Below are 16,739 nucleotides of genomic sequence, written 5' to 3' on the forward strand. Positions count from 1 at the left end.
AGGGAATCTGCCGGAACCGGCCCTGTCGCGGGCCCTGCGAGTGCTGAAGCAGGCCCAGTGGGTCCGGTCGGTGCGGAGTCAGCCTCCGCGGGCCCGGCGACTGCGGAATCAGCCTGCCGTGACCCCGCTGGTTGGAATTCAGCCTCTGCGAACGCGGCTGGTGCGGAATCCCCATTCGTGGGCCCTGTTCCGGGCCCCGCTGAATCGGCATCGGCCTGTGCGGGCTCCGCGGGCACAGCGTGAAGGCGCCAGCCGGGACTCAGCCGGGTGCCGTCGTCGTAGTCGGTGTGTGCAGAAGGACTGGAAGCGGCAAAAGCACCGGAACTGCCCGTTGCGGGATCGTCAAAGCCCAAAGGGGCGGCAGAGGTAGCAACCCCGGCCCGTCCGAGCACCACGACGTTACCGCCGTACTGCCCAGGCCGTTCCCCAATGGCTTCCATAGGTCAACTCTGCCAGAGGGCACTGACAAAACTGGATGGAACAGAAGCTATGTGGAAAACCCTCAAATGCCAACGGCAACGGCAGCCAAACGGAGGGACTAGTGAGCGGCAGCTTCAGCAGAATCAGCGGGCTTGGGCTCCTTCTCCCATGGCCAACGCCCGGTAATTTCCAGCTCCAGTGAAAAGCTGAGGAATGTCCGGATCAACACTATGACGGCCAGGACACCCACACTCTCAAAGGTGGGAGTGACGGCCACGGTGCGGATGATGTCGGCCGCCACCAGGAGTTCGAGTCCCAGCAGGATGGACCGCCCCAGTAACTGCCGGTACGAACGGTACACAGTCAGCTTTTCGGCACCGGCAGGAAGCCTGCGAGGCTGGTGGCCCCGGACCGCCAACGGGATGGAAATCAAGGCCCCGATGACCATAACGGCCACGCCCGCAAAGTCCACGAACTGGCCGACCGTCTCAATAATGTGCCGAAAATCCACGTACCCTGCCTCATCTGCGTCACGTCACGGTAGCTGCCATTCAGTAGCTGCCATTCAAGGGACAGCCTACGGGTGGCGGGCGCCGTTCCCGGCCAGAATGTCCCGGTAACCCTCCCGGAAGGACGGAAACGTGAAGTCGAAACCCGTGCTTCGGAGAAGCTTGTTGCTGCAGCGCTTGTTTCCGCCGCGGGCAGGTCCAGCGTCACCCACGGGCGGCTCTGCGAGGCCCAGTTCAGCGGCGAGGAAGCGCAGCACAGCGCCGAGATCGGCCGGGTCATCATCCACACCAACATAGACGGGAGCCGGAGCAGCACTCATGGTGGCCAGATGGACAATTGCCGCGGCGGCGTCGTCCCGGTGGATGCGGTTCGTGTAACGCGGCGCGTCCGGAACCACGGCCGAACCGCTGCGTACCTGGTCAATCAACCGGGTCCGGCCCGGGCCGTAGATGCCGCCCAGGCGGAGGGCGGTGCTGGTGGTGCCTGTCCCACGGAACCGCGCATGCAGCAGTTCCTCGGCCTCCAGCAGGATTCGGCCGGAGAATCCGCCAGGAGCCGGCGTCGTACCCTCATCGACCCAGCCGCCCTCGGCGTCGCCGTAGACGGCCGTGGAGGAAACAAAAAGCACACGGGCCGGCGTCACGCCGTCTCGCTCCAAAGCGTCCAGGACGTTGCTGACGCCCCGCACGTACGCGGCCCGGTAAGCGTCCTCTGACGGGGAATCGGCTGCAACGGCAATAACGACGGCGGTGGTGTCTGCCGGAACCGGCGGCAGGTCGGGTGCGCTAAGGTCAGCCGCAACACCTTTGATGTCTGCTGGCAGTTTCGTGGGGGAGCGGCGCCACCCCACCACACGCTGACCACGGGCTGCGAACCGCAGGCCCGCTTCCGTGCCGAGGTCGCCGCAGCCGGCCAGGAGGATTGTCATGGCCTACGGTGCCTCGACCGGGAAGAAGACGCGTGGATCCTGCAGGAGCGCCGGGTAGGTGAAGGCGGAGCGGTCAATGATCTCGGTGACCGTGAAGTTCCTGCCGAACCTGCCGTCGTCCAGCGTGATCGGCCGGCCCACCACCTGCCCCACGGCAAACTTGTGGCCGTGTTCGAACGGGACGGCCACGGGCGTCTTCCCGGGGAGGGTAGCGAAGGCTTCCTCCTGCGCCAGGCGCTTGCGGGTGGGCTTCTTCTGCTGCGGCTTGGGCGGCGCCTTCCGCGGCTGCTTCGACGGCCGGCGGGACCCGTCGTCAATGTAGACAGGGGAGTACCCGTCTTCGGGCTCGTCCGAGCCGGCGGCCGCGGCAGCGGGGAAACCATGCACCGGCGGAAGCGCCACCGTGTCCAGGGTCTGGGGATCGACGTCGTGATGCGGGGAACGGAGGATCCACAAAATGTCCCCCTCGGGTTCCTGCGGCAGGAACTCGTGCTTCGGCTCCGGCCAGATGTAGTCCATGTCCGGTACTGCATCCTCGAATACGGAGGTGTAGAACTTGGGTTCCTTGCGCACCAGCTTGGAGCGGTGGCTGAGGTGGAAATCGGGATCCCCGAGCCAGGGCGGCATCGGAATCTTGGCGGCGTAGTCCGGGTGGGCTGCCTGCGGCGCGAACTCGGTGATGTTCTCCCGCGTCTTATCCGGGTGGCCGCGCTTGGTCCATTCGTCCACCATCGCCAGCCCGTACATGGTCAGGGCCGGCACGTAGCCCATCCACATCCGGATCGCCGGGTGGGTCTGCCAGCCGTATCCGGGAATCACCAGGGCGCGCAGCGTCTGGAGCGCTTCGACGCGCTGCTTGCCGAGACGGGCGGTATCCAGGGCAGCGGCGCTCTGCCGGAAATCGGGGTACGGGAGGAAGGTTTGCATCCCTTCAGTCTGACGGCAGCATGCGGATGTGCCAATTACAGTGCCGGGCGCCACACAGGCGGCGCCGAAGTGTTCACATAGTGGACCTATGCATACAGCGCGTGCTTAAAACCACTAAGATCTCCGCAACACCCCACCGTTTTGGAAGCCCACTCATGACATCAACACCTGAAAAAACCGCCGGAATCCCCCACTCCTTCGCGCCCCGCTACGGGCAGATGCTGAGTCCGGAAGCGAAGGGCATCCTGGTCCTTGACGAATTTACCCTGGACCCCGAGATTGCGCGGAAAGACCAGCACCGTTTCCGCGATGGCATCGCCGCCGTCGCCCGGACGGTCCGCCGGATCGCAGCCCTCCGTGTGATCATCGCGATCGTGGCCATCGGCAACCTTCCACTGTTCCTGCTCTCCAGCGGATGGTGGATTTACGGCGTTTCGCTCGCCCTCGTGGTCGCTGTGCACACCGCCGTCACCCTGCTGAACCGGCACGAGCCGCGCCTCAAGCAGCAGTCGGCGCTGGAGCTGCACATGCACCGGGAGAAGAGCGCGAACTACCGCAAGGTGCGCGACGCCGTGAAGTACATGATCGATACCCCCAGCCGCATGAACGAGCACCTGTACCTGGAGCTCCTGGCGGTCAAGCGCGTCGCCCTCAACCTGGCCCACGGCACCGTTGCCCTCCTGGACACCAGCGACGAGTCTGCCTGGAAGGTGCGGATCGTCCGCGAGATTCCAGCCAGCAGCTAGGAAGCCGTCGCAGCCTTAAGAGTCTGCAGCAGCCTTAAAAGTACGACGCCGGCGCGCCCCTTCTGGGGGCACGCCGGCGTCGTTTTTGGTCAACGGAATTTGTCTATCGCCGACCTGTTTGGGGAGGCCGTCCGGCCTCGGTCACTGCGCAATGTCGCGGCAGTGATCACGCGGGAAGCTGGACGACCTGTCCCTCGAAGACGAGGTTGGGGTCGGAAATGGTATCGAGGTTGGCGTCGGCAAGGTGCTGCCAGCCGCCGTCGATCCCCAGTTTTTCAGCCACGATGCTCAAGGTGTCGCCCGCCTGGAGCGTGTAGGTGTCGCCGCTCAGGGCAACGGCAGTGACGTGCTTGGCGGCCGGAGCCGCGGCCGGTGCCGCTTCGACGGCGGCGTACTGCGCCGGGGCAGCCTGGACTGGCGCCGCCTGGACGGGAGCACTCTGCACCGGAACACTCTGCGGTGCCACCCCGGTAGCTCCGCCGCTCAATCCCAGCTGGGCTGCGCAGGAGGGCCAGGCTCCCCAACCCTGTGCTGCCTGGACCTGCTCAGCCACGGCAATCTGCTGCTCACGGCTGGCATCCGAGGCTGAGCCTGTGCCGCCGTAGGCTGCCCAGGTGCTGGGGGTGAACTGGAGGCCGCCGCTGAAGCCGTTGCCCGTGTTGATGGCCCAGTTACCCCCGCTCTCGCACTGTGCCAGGGCGTCCCAGGTTGAAGCGCTGGTGGTGGCGTTGGCCGCCGTTGTCGACAGTGCAAGCCCTGCGGCTGAAATGGCCACTACGGTGGCTCCACGGCGCGCGGCAGTACGGAATTTGGTGTTGTTCATGATGGTTATGCTCCTGAAGGCCACCTGCGCTGGTTCCGTCCCCGGAGATCATCGCGCCACTGCCCGCCCCTGACGAATAGAGGTCAATTTCGGTGGCTGCCTGCTGGGCAGTTCTGGTGGAGGCAGCACCTGGCATTCATGTCGCCCGCTGGCCGGGCATGTATTTCACGCTAGGACATAGCAGTGGCGTTATCAAATCGAGATTTTTCTGGGCGTTCCCTGGTAGTTTCCTGACCGAGCGCAGCAGCCAGGTAGGGTGCTGTACGGCTTTCAGAGGACTGCGCCACAGCGGCCGGAGTCCCGGTGGCCATGATCTGCCCGCCTTTGTCCCCGCCTGACGGGCCGAGATCGATGACCCAATCAGCTCCGGCCACCACCGCCATCTCATGCTCGACAACCACCACCGAGTTTCCGGCATCCACCAAACCGTGGAGCTGCGCCATCAACAACTCCACGTCCGCCGGGTGCAGCCCGGTGGTGGGTTCATCCAACAGGTACAGGGTGTGCCCCCGCTGCGCGCGCTGAAGTTCCGTGGCCAGCTTGATCCGCTGCGCTTCGCCGCCGGAGAGCTCCGTGGCCGGCTGCCCGAGGCGAAGATAGCCGAGCCCCACATCATGGAGGCTTTTGAGGCTCCGCGCCGCGGCAGGGACCTGGGCCAGGAACTCCACAGCAGCATCCACCGTCAGGGCCAGCACGTCGGCCACAGTCTTGCCCCGGTACTCCACCTCAAGCGTCTCCTGGTTGAAGCGGGACCCGCCGCATTCCGGGCACGGGCCGTAGCTGCCCGGCAGGAAAAGCAGTTCCACCGCCACAAAGCCCTCGCCCTGACAGGTCTCGCAGCGGCCGCCGGCAACGTTGAACGAGAACCTGCCGGCACCGAAGCCGCGGTCTTTGGCTTGTTGGGTTGCGGCGAACTCCTTGCGGACCGCGTCGAAGAGTCCCGTGTAGGTGGCCAGGTTTGAACGAGGCGTCCGTCCGATGGGTTTCTGGTCCACTGTCACCAGGCGGTCGATGAAGTGGCTGCCGGTAACGGTTCCCAAGGCCAACGGGCCGCCGTCTTCCCCTGCCGCAACGGGGGACTTGAGTCCTGAACCCACCACCTCACCGAGCACCCGGCTCACCAGGGTGGACTTCCCCGAGCCGGACACGCCGGTGACGGCAGTCAGAACGCCGAGGGGAAAACGCGCATCGAGTCCGCGCAGATTGTGCCGGCGGACGTCCTTCAGTTCCAGCCATCCGCCGGGCTCCCGTGCCTGCCCTCCCTGGGCATCAGGGACCGGCGGCAAGGCGTCGCCAAACAGGAAGGGCCTGGTGACTGATGCATCGATGTCAGCGAGCCCGGCAACGGGTCCGCTGTAGAGCACCTCGCCGCCGCCTTCACCGGCGCGGGGACCCACGTCCACAAGCCAATCGGCCCGGCGCGCAACATCCATGTTGTGCTCCACCACGAACACCGAGTTGCCTGACGACTTCAGTTGCTCCAGCACGTCCAGGAGGGGCTCGGCGTCCGCCGGGTGGAGCCCCGCCGAAGGTTCGTCCAGCACGTAGATCACACCGAAGAGGCCGGAACGCAGCTGTGTGGCGATCCGGAGCCGCTGCATCTCGCCGGGCGACAGCGTCGGAGTGGCCCGGCCCAGGGCCAGGTAGCCGAGCCCCAGATCCAGCAGGACAGTGATCCGCTGGAGCAGGTCCCGGGTGATCGCCACCGCAACCTCGTTCGACTCTCCGGTGAGCTGCCTGCGCGAGGCCGTACCGGCGTCGTGCAACTCCGAGGTGGGACGGACAACCTCCGCAAGGTCCGCCATGGGAAGGCGGTTGAGCTCCGCGATGGTCCTGCCCGCGAACGTGACGGCCAGGGCCTGCGGAGTCAGCCCGGTGCCGGAACAGCGCGGGCATGGGCCCGACTCCATGTAGGCAAGCACCCGTTCACGCATCGATGCACTTTGCGAGTCTGCCAGTGTGTGGAGCACGTAGCTCCTGGCGCTCCAGAACCGACCCTTGTAAGGCTTGGCAACCCGGTCGCGCTGCGGGGTCACCTCAACCACGGGCTGTTCCTCGGTGAAGAGGATCCAGTCGCGGTGCTTCTTCGGCAGCTTGCGCCACGGGACGTCGACGTCGTACCCCAGGTGGGTGAGTATGTCCCGCAGGTTCTTTCCCTGCCATGCGCCGGGCCACGCAGCGATGGCGCCGTCGCGGATGCTCAAGGACGGGTCGGGGACGAGCGAGGACTCCGTGACGGTATGCGCGGTTCCCAGACCGTGGCATTCAGGGCAGGCCCCTGCTGCTGTATTGGGGGAGAAGGCATCCGAGTCCAGCTGGGTGCTGCCTGCCGGGTAGGTGCCCGCGCGGGAAAAGAGCATTCGCAGGGAATTGGAGAGTGTAGTGACCGTTCCCACCGTGGAGCGGCTGCTGGGGGCGCCGCGGCGTTGTTGGAGTGCGACGGCGGGCGGCAGGCCGCTGATCAGCTCCACCTTGGGATTGTGCCCCTGTTGGATCAGGCGCCGTGCGTAAGGGGCAACTGATTCGAAGTAGCGGCGCTGCGCCTCTGCGTAGATCGTGCCGAAGGCCAGGGATGACTTCCCGGAGCCGGAAACCCCCGTGAATGCAACAATCGCGTCCCGTGGAACATCCACGTCCACGTTGCGGAGATTGTTTTCACGGGCTCCGCGCACCCGGACAAAGCCGTCGGCTGCGTGGGCAGGAGTCGGATACTGCAGGTCATCAGCGTGCTTGGCGTTCTGCATTGGTTCGACTCTAGTGGCGTTTAGGGGACGGGGCATTATCCTGACCGGATGGATAACTTTGCGGGCAGCACTGCCGTGCCTGAAACCGAGCCCGATACAGCCGAGCTGGAGGTCGCCGCCAAACCCCTCCCGGTGGCCGAATTGCACCTTCACATCGAGGGGACCCTCCAGCCGGAGCTGATCTTTGCGCTGGCCGAACGGAACCGCATGACGCTGCCGTACTCGGGCTTGGATGAGCTTCGGGCGCGATATGAGTTCACCGACCTGCAGTCCTTTTTGGACCTCTACTACGCCAACATGGCCGTGCTGCAGACCGAACAGGACTTCGCGGACATGACCCGCGCCTACCTGGAGCGCGCGGCTGCTGCCGGTGTGCGGCACGCCGAGATCATGATGGACCCGCAGGCCCACATCTCGCGCGGCATTCCGCTGGAGACCTGCGTCAACGGCATCGCCTCCGTCCTCGCCACGTCCCAGGAAGAGTTCGGGATCTCCACCCTGCTGATCGCAGCCTTCCTGCGGGACCTCTCCGAAGAGTCTGCGTTGGAAGTATTCGATGCCCTGCTGGCGATGAACGCCCCTATCGGCGCGGTGGGGCTCGACTCCGCGGAGGTGGGGAACCCGCCGTCGAAATTCGAGCGGCTCTACGCCAAAGCACGCGAAGCCGGCCTTCGCCTCACCGCGCACGCAGGCGAGGAGGGGCCGCCGTCGTACATCGTTGAGGCTCTGGACATCCTGGGCGTGGAGCGGATCGACCACGGCATTCGCTGCATGGAAGATCCCGACCTGGTGGAGCGGCTCGTTGACGCGCGGATCCCGCTGACCGTCTGCCCGCTGTCGAATGTCCGGCTGCGTGCGGTGGACACCCTGGCGGACCACCCGCTGCCGGCCATGCTCGCCGCGGGCTTGAACGTCTCCGTCAACTCCGATGATCCCGCCTACTTCGGCGGCTATGTGGACGACAACTTCAGCCAGCTGGATGCAGTGTTCGAACTCTCCGATTTCGACAAGGCCCGGCTGGCCGCCCACTCAATCCATTCGTCCTTCGCGAGCGAAGAACGGAAGTCCGAGTTGCTGGCTGAATTGAACGGCCTCGAAGCGCCGCAATGAGGTGCGCTGTGTCCCAGGCAACAGCCGCGCCAACTTGCCGCTAAACTTGGTGCCGCAGGCGTGTCCGGAGAGGTGCAGGGCGGAACCTGTGGAATCACTCCAGGGGTTATGCAACCGGCCCCACACCCGATACTCCAGACTCACTTGTTGGTATCTTTCGCTTCATAGTCGGTCACGACACGCAGAGTTAACCATTTCAAGTCGCGCGATGTAACGGGCAGTTGGCAAGATGCCTAAGACCGATCGCTTTTATAAAAGGGGAATCATGGCCAAGTCCACCGCAGAAAACACCTTCCTTCGACTCAAGACCGTGCTGGATGTCCTGACCGAAGGCGTGTGGTCCGGTGATGCACTGAACGCGGGGCAGGTCCTCGCGGAGGCTACGGCACGCGTGCCGTTCAATGAGCACGAAGCCGAACTGCTCAGCGGCGGGATTCCCCGCGGGCACAAGACGCTGACTTCCGCCACGGCCAAGCTGGTCAAGGCAGGCTGGCTGGTCAAGGGCCGCTCCGGCTGGACCATCACCGAAGACGGCATGCGCGCCACGGTGGCCTACCCGGACGCCGTGTCCTTTGCCACCGCGCTCGACGCCGGCACTCCCGTTCCTGCCGACATCCCGGTTCCCGCGGCTCCCGAAGGATTCGTCCGCAAGACCACCGCTGTTGCTGAAGTTCCGGCGCCGGCAGCCAAGACGGAAGCTAAGAAGACCACCCGGAAGACGCCTGCCAAGAAGGCCGCGGCGGCCGTGGGCAAGGCTGCCAAGGTGATCGAAGACGCTGTTGAGCCGGTGGTGAAGGCAGTGCGTGGCAAGTCAGCAGCGAAGACTGAAGAACCGGCCGTTGCCGGGCAGTTCGAGGACGCGGACGTCGAGACGCTCCCGCAGCCTGAGGCAGTGGCTGTTGCAGGCGACTTCAACACCATCCTTGGTGCGCCCGAGAACTGGGCCCCGCAGTACGACGAAGCCCAGATGGAGTTCGACTTCCTGGACCAGCTGTGGAAGAAGAGCGCGGAACTGCCGGCGGGCCACTACACCTTCAAGATCGCCCTGAACCGGTCCTGGGACGAAAACTACGGCGCGTTCGGCACCTTCGATGGCCCGAACCACGAGCTGTACCACGACGGCGGCATCGTCACCATCCGCTACAACCACACCACCCGCGACATCACCATCAACTAACCGTTCCGCCCTCCCAACTGACTGACAGTTAACGCTCCGAAAACCCGTTTTCGGAGCGTTAACTCGAACCAGTTGGGAGGGTTGGTTGTTGGACAGGTGCCCGCGGGAATTCCTGGGCCCGTAAGCCAGCGAAAGAGGGGAAAGCACCTATGGCGAGGCACGCAGGTTCACCGTCCGAAGATCCTGATCCGCCAGACGCGGGTGCCGGGGCTGTGCGGCTGACTGCCCGCGTTTTTGGCGTGGTGCAGGGTGTCGGGTTCCGCTACTGGACCATGGGCAAGGCAGAAGAGCTGGGCCTTAGCGGCGAGGTGAAAAATCTCGACGACGGTTCGGTCGCCGTAGTGGCCGAGGGGCCGCAGTGGAAGGTCCATGAACTCCGGGAGTGGCTGAACTCGGACCGGACCCCCGGGAGGGTGGAACGGGTGGAGGACTTTATCTCCGAAGCTGAGGGAACCTTTCGCGGCTTCAATGCCCGCTGACACCGCCACGGATGTGTTCGATCACGGCGGGCTTCATCCCCTTGGGCTCAGCCCGATGAACGCGCCGAGCTCCTCCAGGGCCCCGGGCCGGTGCGGCATGTAGCTGGTGAGCTCCGGGGAGCGGATGATCACCGCCCGCCACTGGCCACGGGAGACCGCCACGTTGATGCGGTTCCTGTTCAGCAGGAACTCGGCGCCGCGGGGTGCCTCGCTGACCGCTGAGCAGGCCATCGAGACAAGCACCACCGGCGCCTCCTGGCCCTGGAACTTGTCCACGGTCCCTACCCGGACGTCCGCCAGGCCGTCCTCCTCAAGGGCCTTCCGGATGAGGTGGACCTGGGCGTTGTAGGCGGCAACTACCAGCAGGTCTTCCTGGCCGAGCGGACGGGACTCGCTGTCCTGGCCGGGCGTCCACTTCAGCCCTAAATGCCGGCGCGCCTGGCGAACCACTTCAGCCGCTTCCTCTTTGGACGCGGTGGCGTTGCCGCTGTGGTTGACGAAGACTGTTTCCACCCCGGGCGGCAGCTGTTCGAGCTGGCGCAGCGAGGCCGCCGGTGCAGCCTGAAGCTTCCCCTCGTAGCTGAGCTGCGAGACGGCGCGGCACAGATCGGGATGCATCCGCCAGCTGTCCGCGAGGAAGTAGCCAAGATTCGCTGGCAGCGTGGCGTGGCCCGCGGCCAGCCATCCCAGCGCTGATTCGTCCACGGGCTCAGGGTGTGCCCCCTGCGTGACCTGCGGCAGTTGCTGCGGATCGCCGAGCAGCAGGAGCCGCTTGGCCGCCCGGGATACGGCCAGGGTGTTGGCCAGCGAGAACTGCCCGGCCTCGTCGATAACCAGCAGGTCCAGTGCGCCGGCCGGCACCTCCTTGCCCGTCATGATCCAGGCGGTACCGCCCACCAGGCAGCCGCCGGGCGAGGACAGGAGCCGTGCAACGTCGCCTTCGGCGGTGGCCCGCCACGGAACATCGTGCGGGGACACCAGCTTCTTGGCCACACTGGACGGATCCACCCCGCCCTGGGCGATGGCACAGCACAGCAGGTTTTCGACCACGTTGTGCGACTGCCCCACAACCCCGATTTTCCAGCCTTCAGCGACCAGCCGGCCGATGACGTGGGCACCGACGTAGGTCTTTCCCGTACCGGGGGGACCCTGGACGGCGAGGTAGGAGCGGTCGAGGTCGCGGACAGATGCGGTGATCGCCGCGGCGTAGTCCGCAGAACCATCGGGCCCGTGCGGGACGTCCACGGGCTGCTGCAGGGTCCGGAAGCGCGGGGGCTGTTTTCGCAGGATGTCCAGTCCCGGCTGGCCGGGCAGCGAAGGCACTGACGCTCCGACGCTGGCGGCAATTTCGGCGATGGCAGCTTCGATGCTGTCCGTGGGTATCGGCTTGTCTTCTGTGAGCGCCACCGGCAGATGCGGGTAGGCGGCAACCTTGCCGGTTTCCCGCTCGGTGATGGTGATGAAGGTGTGCTCTGGATTGTCAGGGGCAGGCGCCACCTCACTGATCCTGGTCGCGAAGGTATAGGCCCGCGAACCGGGAGCGGCGTCAGGAGCGGCCATCCCCTCAGGGGGAGGGGCATCGTAGAGCCGGCACCACTTTGAGCCGGCTTTGAAGTCCGATCCCTCCGTCATGGTGCCGCGCAGCCGAAGGACCCTTGTCCGCATGCGTTCCCGCGGCTTGGCCAGCGCCCATTCCGAGGTAACTTCCGCCGAAGACACCACAAAAACGTTCCGCTGGTCCGACCAGTTCTCGATAGGTGCTTCCACCCGGTCGAAGTGCTGCCACCAGAACTGCTTGCGTTCGCGGCGGTGGTAACCGGTAGCCGCGGCGACCATGGCGATGGCGCGCTCGTCATCGGTCCAGGGGCGGTTATCCGGCAGCCTGGCCAGGTATTCGCGCAGCCGGCGCTCTTCGGGAGTTTCAGCAGCCCCGGCAGCCCGGTCCGGTGCTGCCGGGCGTTCATCCGATTCAGCCACAGCTGATGAACCGGCCCGTGTCCCCGGAACAACCGCTCCGGCGGGCGTCGTCCCGGCTGGCCCGGCAATCTCCTGCAGCCAGTCGCGCAGACGAAGCGTGGACAGGCAGTCGTACCGGTTGTAGTCCGAGATGGACGCCAGGATTGCCGCCGCTTCCGCCTCGTTCCCGGCATCACGGGCCGCGCAGTACGCGGCATAGGCAACCACGGAGGCGCCGGCGTCCTTGACGTCCCCTGAACGCAGGTTGTCTCCCATGTACAGCGGTTCGAGCTTCTTGATGGAGTACGACGCTTCGGAAATGCGCAGGGATCGCCGCACTGTGGCGTAGAGGTCCACGAGCAGGCCTTCGCGGAGCCAGGTGTCCACGGTATCCTCACCGGCCTGGTGCGCCAAGGAAAGGTTCCGCAGGGCAGTCTTTTCGTAGGCGGCATAGTGGTACACGTGCATACCCGGATAGCGGGCGCGGCGCTTCTCCACGTAGTCCAGGAAGTCGAGGAAGGCCCGGCGCTCTTCTGACCGGGAGTGCGCCCAGAAGGGACGGAAAACAGGGTCGCCGGGACGCCCGGCAACCGGTGCCTCGATCACCCCGAAGAGGTACTCGATACCCCACGCGCCAGTTGCCGGGTCCTGCCAGAGCGGATCGCCTTCGAAGTCGAAGAAGATATCACCCGGACTCGTCGCCGGGAGCGCCCCGATGCTGTTCTCCGGCAGGACGGTAAAGGAAACGCTGTGCGGCAGGCCGTCTTTGGTGAACGTCCTGGACCCGGCGGCTGCATCCAGGCCCAGCTGCATCCGCGCCTGCGCCCGGAGCCGGACCACCGAGTTCCGCGCCTCCTCAGCGGGCATGGCTGCGAGTTGGTCGATGGTGGTGATTCCGGCAGCATGCAGCTTCCGGCGCTGCACCACCGACATCCCGGCCACCATCAGCAGGTCCCGGTGCTCCTGTACCTGTTCGGCGCAGTAGTCGCAGCGGCCGCAGTGCACGATCCCGGCCTGCTGCCATTGCACAGTGGTATCAGCAGCGCGGTGCTCCGCTGTGAGCTGGCGGAAGCGCCGGCGTCGTTCGCGGAAGACAGGCAGCAGGTCCGGAAGGGAGTGGCTGCTGCGCAGCCAGTCATCACCCACGCGGGTTCCCAGCACGAGGGTCACGGTGGGGGCGGGATCCAGGCCCATCCCGAGGAGCTGGTCCCCGTATGCCGCGAGTTGCAGCAGGGCGCCCACTTTGGCATGCCGGGCCAGCTTCGTGTCCCAGACTTCGTAACGCCCGGGACTGCCGGTACCGGCCGCCTCATTGACGAGGAAGTCTGCGTAACCCAGGAATTCGCCGTCGAAGAAGGTGGCCTGGAACACGACGTCGGCACCGGAGCGCAGCGCGAGCTCGGTTTCCGCGTGCTTGGCCTGGAGCTCCCCGCGCAAGTTCTGCCCGCGCTCAAGCGAGTACACACCCGCACCGCGGCTCGCATCCCACTCGCCGTACTTGGCGACCAGGCTGGCAAGGACGGTCTGTTCGTGCTTGTCGCCCAGTTCGCCGGCGCGGACCTGCATCTCGTCCGCGGCGAATTCGGCCTTGGGGCAACGGCCCAGTTTTTCGTCCAGGACCCGGAGCGTGCGGTACTCACACTCGCTGGCTGCCACCAGATCACTGGCGGAAAACACCAGGTCCTGCGGCGCGCCGGCAGCTGCAGCTTCGAGCAAAAACACAGGGCCTCCCCATCGACAGCCGGGCTGTGATCATTAGCCTAAGGACGGTTCCCCCGGCCATGAACCTAACCTAGCAAGGGGCACCGACAATTGGCCGGGTCAGCCCTTTGCGTCCGCGCGCACTTGGGCTTTGTCGTGCTCGATGTGAGCCTTCCGCAGCAGGTCCAGGAACTCGGTCTCATTGCGGACGAGCTTCTTGTACTTCTCCGGCAGCTTGCGGATCTGGTTCTCCTCGCGGCACATCTTGGCGAAGATCTTGTCCCGCTCCACCATGTCCGTTTCGTAGTTGAGGTCCAGGTACTCCACGGCGTGCCGGCGTGCACCGGAGACGGCGTTCTTGGCCTTACCCTTGGGGCTGAAAATGGATGCCAGCACCGTGACCACGAGGACGCCGAGGATGACGCTCAGGGAAACCCCGGTGCTGATTTCCACCACGTTGACGTGTTCGCCGTCGTTGATGAACGGCAGCGTGTTCTCGTGCAGTGCGTGAAGGATGAGCTTCACACCGATGAAACCCAGGATGACGGCCAGGCCGTACGAAAGGAAGATCAGCCGGTCCAGGAGTCCGTCGATCAGGAAGAACAGCTGCCGCAGGCCCATCAGGGAGAACGCGGTGGCGGTAAACACGATAAAGACGTTCTGGGTCAGGCCGAAGATGGCCGGAATGGAATCCAGCGCAAAGAGGATGTCCGTGCCGCCGATGGCTACCATCACCAGCAGCATCGGAGTGAGGACGCGCTTGCCGTTCTCCATGGTGAAGAGCTTGTCGCCGTCGTAGTGTTCCGACGCCGGCAGGAACTTTTTGGCGAGCCGGACCACCAATCCTTCGGAGTCGTCGTCGTGGCTGTTGGGGCGCAGCAGGTTGCCGGCGGTGATGAGCAGGATCAGCCCGAAGATGTAGAACACCCAGGCAAAGCTGTTGATCAGCGCGGCGCCCAGGAAGATAAATGCCGTGCGGGCGATGAGCGAGAAAACGATCCCGAACAGCAGCACCTTCTGCTGGTCCGCACGGGGCACGCGGAAACTGGCCATGATGATGAGGAACACAAAGAGGTTGTCCACGGAGAGCGCCTTCTCCGTGACGTAGCCGGCAAAATATTCTGTGCCCATCGTCGGGCCGCCGAACATCAGCACACCCAGCCCGAAGACCAGTGCGATGCCCACATAGATGGCGGACCAGGTGGCGGATTCCTTCAGCGACGGCGTGTGTGCCTTCCGCACATGGAAAAAGAAATCGAAGGCCAGCAGGCCAACAATCCCTGCAATGGTCAGCGTCCAGACATAAGAAGGTACTTCCACGCGGCGGGCCTTTCGTCGTCAGTGTCCTCCCAGCCTACCGAAAGCATGCTTACCTAAGCAGGCCGCAGGAGTTCATGCTCGACGACGGCGGTGCGGGACAGCGTCTTGTACCCTTCCTGTTCGAACAGGACGGTAATGACGTCGTCTTCGTGCCGCATCACCAGCCCCGGACCCCACTCCTTGTGGATCACGGCGGACTGCAGCGGGAACGGTTCGTCGCCACTGGCGGCGGGCCGCCCATCGGCAACCTTCCCCGCCGGAACCTCCCCTCCCGATCCCGGCCCGCCGGCTTCGGGCGTTTCCTTGGCCGCAGCCGGCCCGTCTGTTTGGTTCGCGGCCTCGGCGCAGGCGTCGCAGTTGCCGCACGGCTCCGGCAGGTCCTCGCCGAAGTACCCCAGCAGGAACTGCCGCCGGCAGCCGTCAGTCTCGGCGTACGCACGCATCATGGTGAGCCGGGACTGGTCCACGCGCTGCCGTGCCTCCGCGAGTTCGATAGCGCGCTGCACGAGTGCGGGCAGTTTGGCTTTGGAAGTGAGCCGGATGCCGCGCTTGCCTGTTGTGACCGCGCCCGCCTCCTCCAGCTGGTTCACGAGCCCCGTCACCCGGCGGGCGGGGAACCCGGAAAGTTCCGCCAGCGACGCTTTAGGAACCGGCGCCCCAGCGGCTTTGAGGATCTTCAAGACGGCCAGCAGCCGGTCCGGATCAGGGGAGTGGGTACCGAAGAACTTCCGCAGGCCAAGGTCCTCAGCCCGGTAGTGCAGCACGGCGGAGGCGGCCTCCCCGTCGCGGCCCGCCCGGCCGATCTCCTGGTAATAAGCGTCCAGCGACTCGGGAACGTCCGCGTGCACCACAAACCGCACATTCGGTTTGTCGATGCCCATTCCAAAAGCGGTGGTGGCGGCCACCACGTCCAGCTGGTCGTCGAGGAACAGTTCGTGGATGCGCTCCCGGTCCGCGGCTGACCGGCCGGCGTGGTACGCCTCCGCCCGGAGCCCTTCCTTGGCCAGCTTGGCTGCGTACTTCTCGGTATCCTTGCGGGTAGCGGCATAGAGCAGGCCCTGCCCCTGTTCCCTGGCCAGCGCCGTGACCTGTTCCAGTACTGCCTTCCGCTTGCCTTTGTCCTCCTGGTGCCGGACCACATCGAGGCTGATGTTGGGCCGGTCGAAGCCGCGGACCAGGACCAGCGGGTCCTTCATTTTCAGCCGCTCCACGATCTCATCGCGCACGGGAGGGGAGGCGGTGGCGGTCAGCGCTGCCACCGGCGGGTTGCCCAGGCGTTCGCGGACGTTGCCCAGGTTGAGGTAATCGGGGCGGAAATCGTGGCCCCAGGAGGAAACGCAGTGGGCCTCGTCCACCACGAAAATGGCGATGTCAAGGTTTCGGATCCGGTCCACGGTTTCCTGTTTGGCGAGCTGTTCGGGGGCCAGGAACAGGAAGGCCGCCTTGCCGGTCTCCGCCGCCTGCCACGCTGCTTCCAGTTCGGAGTCGCTGTGGGAGGAGTTGATGGCGACGGCGGCCTCGTCACCCAGTTCGGCGGACAGCCCGTCCAGTTGGTCCTCCTGAAGGGCAATCAGCGGTGAGACCACGACGGCGGGGCGTCCCGTGGTGTTCTTCAGGTGCAGGGCAGCGACCTGGTAGATAGCGGATTTCCCGTAGCCGGTGGGCATCACCGCAAGGACGTCGCGGCCGCCGGCAAGCGCAGCCATCCCAGCCAGTTGGCCGTCACGGAGGTGGGGCAGGGAGAAAGAAGACGCCGCAAGGGCGGCTAGGGCACGATCGTCGGACATATACAGCGGCTCCGCACAGTGGATCCTGCGGCCGGTTGCTTCAGCCGAGATAAACAGCCTAGCGCGGCCGGGACACGCCGTCCTCGGTGTCCGCGGCTATGTGGACAAATC

General features: G+C 65.4%; 12 protein-coding genes and 1 pseudogene. 4 read left to right on the forward strand and 9 right to left on the reverse strand.

Annotated features, from left to right (window positions below):
• The 4 genes and pseudogenes from AC3A4Z_RS22200 to AC3A4Z_RS22215 form a co-directional block, all read right to left on the reverse strand.
• Positions 1 to 440 (reverse strand): annotated as a pseudogene (locus AC3A4Z_RS22200) (hypothetical protein); the annotation flags it as partial.
• A 98-nt stretch (positions 441 to 538) separates the two neighbouring features.
• Positions 539 to 931, reverse strand: coding sequence for a DUF1622 domain-containing protein (locus AC3A4Z_RS22205; RefSeq protein WP_498714406.1), 393 nt, complete (start codon positions 929 to 931; stop codon positions 539 to 541).
• A 66-nt stretch (positions 932 to 997) separates the two neighbouring features.
• A complete protein-coding gene (locus AC3A4Z_RS22210) occupies positions 998 to 1,858 on the reverse strand; it encodes an SDR family oxidoreductase (protein ID WP_498714408.1) in 861 nt (286 codons plus the stop codon).
• A 3-nt stretch (positions 1,859 to 1,861) separates the two neighbouring features.
• The gene (locus tag AC3A4Z_RS22215) at positions 1,862 to 2,785 is read right to left on the reverse strand and encodes an MSMEG_6728 family protein (protein WP_498714410.1); all 924 of its coding nucleotides are present in this window, start codon (positions 2,783 to 2,785) and stop codon (positions 1,862 to 1,864) included.
• Between the two features lie 155 nt (positions 2,786 to 2,940).
• Here AC3A4Z_RS22215 and AC3A4Z_RS22220 point away from each other — a divergent pair, with 155 nt between their 5' ends.
• The gene (locus AC3A4Z_RS22220; RefSeq protein WP_050056157.1) at positions 2,941 to 3,531 is read left to right on the forward strand and encodes a hypothetical protein; all 591 of its coding nucleotides are present in this window, start codon (positions 2,941 to 2,943) and stop codon (positions 3,529 to 3,531) included.
• Positions 3,532 to 3,697: 166 nt separating this feature from the next.
• Here the strand turns inward: AC3A4Z_RS22220 and AC3A4Z_RS22225 are convergent, their stop codons facing one another.
• Complete coding sequence (locus AC3A4Z_RS22225) at positions 3,698 to 4,354, reverse strand: transglycosylase family protein (protein WP_498714412.1); 657 nt, start codon at positions 4,352 to 4,354, stop codon at positions 3,698 to 3,700.
• A gap of 170 nt (positions 4,355 to 4,524) precedes the next feature.
• Complete coding sequence (uvrA, locus tag AC3A4Z_RS22230; protein ID WP_498714414.1) at positions 4,525 to 7,098, reverse strand: excinuclease ABC subunit UvrA; 2,574 nt, start codon at positions 7,096 to 7,098, stop codon at positions 4,525 to 4,527.
• Between the two features lie 48 nt (positions 7,099 to 7,146).
• On the opposite strand from uvrA, the gene AC3A4Z_RS22235 reads away from it, so the two are divergent.
• The 3 genes from AC3A4Z_RS22235 (at position 7,147) to AC3A4Z_RS22245 (ending at position 9,864) form a co-directional block, all read left to right on the forward strand.
• Positions 7,147 to 8,208 carry an adenosine deaminase gene (locus tag AC3A4Z_RS22235; RefSeq protein ID WP_498714416.1) on the forward strand — a complete coding sequence of 354 codons (1,062 nt, stop codon included), beginning with the start codon at positions 7,147 to 7,149 and terminating at the stop codon, positions 8,206 to 8,208.
• Positions 8,209 to 8,473: 265 nt separating this feature from the next.
• On the forward strand, positions 8,474 to 9,385 hold the full coding sequence (locus AC3A4Z_RS22240) for a pullulanase X25 domain-containing protein (RefSeq protein WP_498714418.1): 912 nt from the start codon (positions 8,474 to 8,476) through the stop codon (positions 9,383 to 9,385).
• A 149-nt stretch (positions 9,386 to 9,534) separates the two neighbouring features.
• Positions 9,535 to 9,864 (forward strand): acylphosphatase, encoded by a 330-nt coding sequence (locus tag AC3A4Z_RS22245; protein ID WP_498714420.1) that lies wholly within the window; start codon positions 9,535 to 9,537, stop codon positions 9,862 to 9,864.
• 33 nt (positions 9,865 to 9,897) lie between these two features.
• On the opposite strand, the gene AC3A4Z_RS22250 is transcribed toward AC3A4Z_RS22245, so the two are convergent.
• The 3 genes from AC3A4Z_RS22250 to AC3A4Z_RS22260 form a co-directional block, all read right to left on the reverse strand.
• Positions 9,898 to 13,542: a TM0106 family RecB-like putative nuclease gene (locus AC3A4Z_RS22250; RefSeq protein ID WP_498714422.1), complete on the reverse strand. Its 3,645-nt coding sequence runs from the start codon at positions 13,540 to 13,542 to the stop codon at positions 9,898 to 9,900.
• Positions 13,543 to 13,641: 99 nt separating this feature from the next.
• On the reverse strand, positions 13,642 to 14,841 hold the full coding sequence (locus AC3A4Z_RS22255; protein WP_498714424.1) for a TerC family protein: 1,200 nt from the start codon (positions 14,839 to 14,841) through the stop codon (positions 13,642 to 13,644).
• Positions 14,842 to 14,894: 53 nt separating this feature from the next.
• Complete coding sequence (locus AC3A4Z_RS22260; protein WP_498714426.1) at positions 14,895 to 16,628, reverse strand: RecQ family ATP-dependent DNA helicase; 1,734 nt, start codon at positions 16,626 to 16,628, stop codon at positions 14,895 to 14,897.
• Between the last annotated feature and the right edge of the window lie 111 nt (positions 16,629 to 16,739).

This window comes from Arthrobacter sp. Soil_C_49 (assembly GCF_057656635.1).